The organism is bacterium (assembly GCA_040755755.1).
Classification (GTDB): Bacteria; SZUA-182; SZUA-182; order DTGQ01; family DTGQ01; genus DTGQ01.
In genome coordinates this window covers 1-4,474 of record JBFLZW010000046.1, presented here as the reverse complement: position 1 = coordinate 4,474, position 4,474 = coordinate 1, and the positions used below count along the sequence as shown (strand labels likewise).

Sequence of the window (4,474 nt, the reverse complement as noted above, 5' to 3'; positions counted from 1 at the left end):
TATCAGGCGAGCAGTGATTCACCGTTGATGACCAGTAGCCAGAGGCTTGAGTTTTGGGGAATAGCTCAGGGTCTATGGCTGGATTGTAGCGGCTGTAGTCCACCAGAAATTGCAGCTCATTGACATTCGGCAGCCGCCAGTCGCTATGCCCCCCAAGGGTGAGTCCCTCACAGTAGTGCAGCGCCTCCTCCCAGCTCATCGGCCCGGCTGTCTCTCGCTGCCACATAAGGCCAGTGGAAGTATCGGTAACTGTGCCATCACCATTGGCTGTGTATGAGCCATTGCCATAGACATAATTTTTTCTCTTCTCTACTATCACTGTCTCATCTGACGAGATGCTCCGCACGGCCCGCACATAATATTTGCCTGACCACCTGCTGCCGTACGATATCCCCCCATAGTCAAAGCCCACATACCAGGCATTATCAGGCGAGCAGTGATTCACCGTTGATGACCAGTAGCCAGAGGCTTGAGTTTTGGGGAATAGCTCAGGGTCTATGGCTGGATTGTAGCGGCTGTAGTCCACCAGAAATTGCAGCTCATTGACATTCGGCAGCCGCCAGTCGCTGTACTCCCCAAGGGTGAGTCCCTCACAGTAGTGCAGCGCCTCCTCCCAGCTCATCGGTCCGGCTGTCTCTTGCTGCCACATAAGGCCGCTTGTCTCATCACTCACCGTGCCGTCGTCGTTAGCTTTGTAGGAGCCGTTGGCATAGATATAATTTTTTCTCTTCTCTACTATCACTGTCTCATCTGCGGAGCTGCCACGCACGGCCCGCACATAGTATTTGCTGTCTTGGCTTGCCCCCCTGTTGCCGTACGATATCCCCCCATAGCCAAAGCCCACATACCAGACAGTATCAGGCGAGCAGTGATTCACCGTTGATGACCAGTAGCCAGAGGCTTGAGTTTTGGGGAATAGCTCAGGGTCTATGGCTGGATTGTAGCGGCTGTAGTCCACCAGAAATTGCAGCTCATTGACATTCGGCAGCCGCCAGTCGCTATGCCCCCCAAGGGTGAGTCCCTCACAGTAGTGCAGCGCCTCCTCCCAGCTCATCGGCCCGGCTGTCTCTTGCTGCCACATAAGGCCAGTGGAAGTATCGGTAACTGTGCCATCACCATTGGCTGTGTATGAGCCATTGCCCATAAAGTCAGCAAGAGCAAGCCTTGAGCATAATAATAAGATAAAAAGAGTTAATCCACACAATAACCTTCTCATCTCTAATCTCCTTTTAGGCTTTCATGCCTGGACGGCAGAAGATGACTTCTCTAAAACCCGATAAATTTCCCGCACCTGCCGGTCTTTGACCAACCAGCCTGTGATACCCTCATTCACTACAGCCGCATCCCTGCCTAAACTCAGGGCTTTATCCATAAATTTTCTCTCCAGCCGGATGGGAAAACCCGCTGCCCATCTCATTCCCCGAAAATTTTCCTTTATCTCAAGCCCCAGAGCAGGAGCAAGATCGACTGCGTCCTGATCATATAATTCCAGAAAATTCCCCGCTTGAAAGAAAAGAACCGTATCTTTCAGCCTGGTTCTGAAAAACAGGTATTGTGCGTGAAACGATCGAAACAGTCTCTTATGTTTATAACGATCCTTTAACTTTCCCCTATGGAAAATGAAATACTCTCTCAGCCATGAATTGGCCGTCCAAAGCGAATTGATCAGCCTGAAGGTATTGCCATGTTTAAATGCCCCAGATAAGAGGCCAGGGTTTGCCTCAGCTTCCTTACCATCTGAGGCTGCATAATTATTTTTCTAACCTTCAGGCCGTGAATTTGAAGATCTTGAATCATCTTATCTTGAAACCGAACCAGCTTGAATTTTAAATTATTGACTACTCTTTTCCGAGCCAGAAGATAAGCCGGCCTGACAATATAGCCCAAAAAATCAGCCCCCTCCGAAACTCTCTTTATCTTCCCTTTGCCCTTGAGCTGAAGAGCAAGCCGCTTTTCCAGAAACTCACCGATTCTCTCCTCCCACTCAAGCAACTGATCTTGATCAGGCGAGATGAGAATAGCATCATCTACGTACCTGATATAAAAGCGGCAGCGGAGAGTATGTTTTACAAACTGATCCAGCTTATTTAAATAGACATTGGCCAGGAATTGAGAGGTAAGATTGCCTATTGGCAGCCCTTTGCCCGCTGGCACCTTGAAGAGCGATTTATGAGCTGGAATCTTATCCCGCATGGCCGGATCACCCTTAAAGAAATAGTTATCAGGGCAGTGGTGAAAGATAGTCCGATGGAGCAGGTAAAGAAGCGCTTCTGATTCAATCTCTTTTCTTGGCCGCAGCTCTTGTTCGAGAATCTGAACGAGAATCTCTTTATCTACGCTCATGAAAAAAGAGCGAATGTCAAGCTGAATAAAATAAGCTACTCGCTTCTGATTTCTGGTCGCTTTGAGCATAAATTTCTGGAGCCTGGCTACAGCCGCATGGATTCCTTTCCCCGACCTTGAGGCATAGGAATCGTGGATAAATTTTCGCTCCCAGACCTTTTCCATCTCCCGAACAATCAGATGATGGACAATCCTGTCTCTGAAATCAGCGGCAAAAATCTCGCGTAATTTAGGTCTTGTGGTAACAAAGCAAACAGAGCGGGATGGCTGATAGGTACCATTTTGTAACTCCTGAGCCAGGCTGAACAGATTATCCAATAAACCATATTCAAACCTGAGCGCATTTATCGTACCTCTTTTCCTTCGCCGGCAGTCAAGATAAGCTTTCCAGACCGATTCAAAGGAGAGCAGGGAACACTTTCCGCTCCGCACGGCCCGCACATAGTAACTGTTCGACTTATTGTTGTTGTTGACGTTGCCGTTGCTGAAGTTCACGCACCAGGCGTTGTTCGTATTGTTGGCGTTGGCAGTAGACGACCAGTAGGCGGATGACATTTTTCACCTTCCCACTTGACGGCTATACAGCCTTCCCTGGCCATTCCAGACCCATAAAAACCTGTCAGCCCACCGAATATTAATTTCTCCACTCAAGTAAGGAATCCCTTACGGCTTTGAAAATAATATCCTGCATAAAAATGCCTTGATCGAAAGGCGGAGAAGGCGCACAGTGTTATTGAGCACGCTCATCGACTCATCCTTTTTGAGACGATTGATGATTCCGGCTTCCCCTGCTGCTTTTAAGCCATCCCTCGCTCTGTTTGCATAAAATAACCGCCATACATGAGGCATGTTGAAAGCTCTTGAAATTGTCAAAAGCCTTGGCTTCCCTGGCAAAGGCCAGCGATGTTTTCAACAGCTCGCATTTTTCCACCAGCTCTCTCAATACATTTTCTTTATCCATGGAAGAATTGGCCCTGATGATCAGAAGGATAATCTCTCTTGCTAGATCGCGCAGCTCAGTACCGATGGTATATTTGTTATACCGGCTGAAATTCCTGACCGTATTCTGAAGATAAATTCCAAGCTCCATAGCCTTCTGATAGATGGGTAAATGCTCATATCTGGCCATATTTCAAGATCTTTCTGGTTTAAATATTCAAATATTCAAATAACCCAATAATCAATCCTGTCCGCTCCGCACGGCCCGCACATAGCCACTGCCCGACCTACTGCCGTAGCCGACGCCGCCGCTGCTGAAGTTCACGCACCAGGCGCTGTTCGTATCGTAGGCGCCGGCAGTAGACGACCAGTAGGCGGACGACATGGTATTTGGGAAATATTTTCTGTTGATAGCTGGATTGCAAGTACCACGGTCCACGAGCATTGATAATTCCTTAACAAAAGGCAGACGCCAATCGGAGAAGCCACCAAATTTTTCAGCGTTCAGAGAAGTGATAAATTTACCTATAGCATCATGCCATTTATAGGTTATATCCTTATCATGGATTGAGTTATCGTCAGTCTTGACCTCCCAGATCAGGCCGGTAGCATTATCCCTGACCATGCTCCAGGAGGTGGCAGAATCATCCAGTTCCTTTCCCTTGTCGTCAAGCTTAGTGTAGGATGGGGGATTTATGGTGTAGTCTGAGTCCTCACCGAAGGCCTCAGTGTAAGGGATATTCTGCCCTGTATCGGGAATAGGGCGAGTCACTGTGGCCGCAAAAGCCGCGGCTCCACCATGTCCCAAGATCACCCCAAAGCTCACAATGCCAGCCATCGTCCAGATTGACACCGAAGTTACCATCAACGTTGCTATCCATTTTACCCTTGTTAAGCTTGTTAACCTTGTCATTTTTTACTCCCTCCTTAGTTTAGACCTTTATACTACCCAGACAATGAAACACTCATGCCCGTATAAATTTTGATATATTGAATATAATGTTGTCAAGAAATTTTTGGGGTCAGCCCTTGACATTTGACAAAATTAATTCGATTATATCTATATTAGATAGAATGGCACTTACATAAGAATTAGTAATTCTCCCGCAGAGACGCTGAGACGCAGAGGATATCATTGAAAAGTAAAAGTAAAACAAGTTCCTCCTTGTGCCTTTTTACTTTTTGCTTGCTT

5 protein-coding genes are annotated in these 4,474 nt (G+C 47.3%); all 5 read right to left on the bottom strand.

What is annotated here, in order from left to right; genetic code table 11:
• Positions 1-1,216, bottom strand: a 1,216-nt coding sequence (locus tag AB1611_14530) for a DUF1566 domain-containing protein (protein MEW6380807.1), incomplete at its 3' end; no start/stop codon positions are given.
• Positions 1,217-1,237: 21 nt separating this feature from the next.
• A complete protein-coding gene (locus AB1611_14525) occupies positions 1,238-1,576 on the bottom strand; it encodes a hypothetical protein (GenBank protein MEW6380806.1) in 339 nt (112 codons plus the stop codon).
• Positions 1,577-1,665: 89 nt separating this feature from the next.
• On the bottom strand, positions 1,666-2,898 hold the full coding sequence (locus tag AB1611_14520) for a reverse transcriptase/maturase family protein (protein ID MEW6380805.1): 1,233 nt from the start codon (positions 2,896-2,898) through the stop codon (positions 1,666-1,668).
• 196 nt (positions 2,899-3,094) lie between these two features.
• Entirely contained in the window at positions 3,095-3,472 is a 378-nt protein-coding gene (locus tag AB1611_14515; GenBank protein ID MEW6380804.1) for a four helix bundle protein, read from the bottom strand.
• 51 nt (positions 3,473-3,523) lie between these two features.
• Positions 3,524-4,147 carry a DUF1566 domain-containing protein gene (locus tag AB1611_14510; GenBank protein ID MEW6380803.1) on the bottom strand — a complete coding sequence of 208 codons (624 nt, stop codon included), beginning with the start codon at positions 4,145-4,147 and terminating at the stop codon, positions 3,524-3,526.
• Positions 4,148-4,474 lie beyond the last annotated feature (327 nt).

Bases quoted from the DNA above. Each gene is read 5' to 3' on its own strand.
- AB1611_14520 (MEW6380805.1), bottom strand. From the start codon at position 2,898: ATGTCATCCGCCTACTGGTCGTCTACTGCCAACGCCAACAATACGAAC.
- AB1611_14515 (MEW6380804.1), bottom strand. From the start codon at position 3,472: ATGGCCAGATATGAGCATTTACCCATCTATCAGAAGGCTATGGAGCTT.
- AB1611_14510 (MEW6380803.1), bottom strand. From the start codon at position 4,147: ATGGTAACTTCGGTGTCAATCTGGACGATGGCTGGCATTGTGAGCTTT.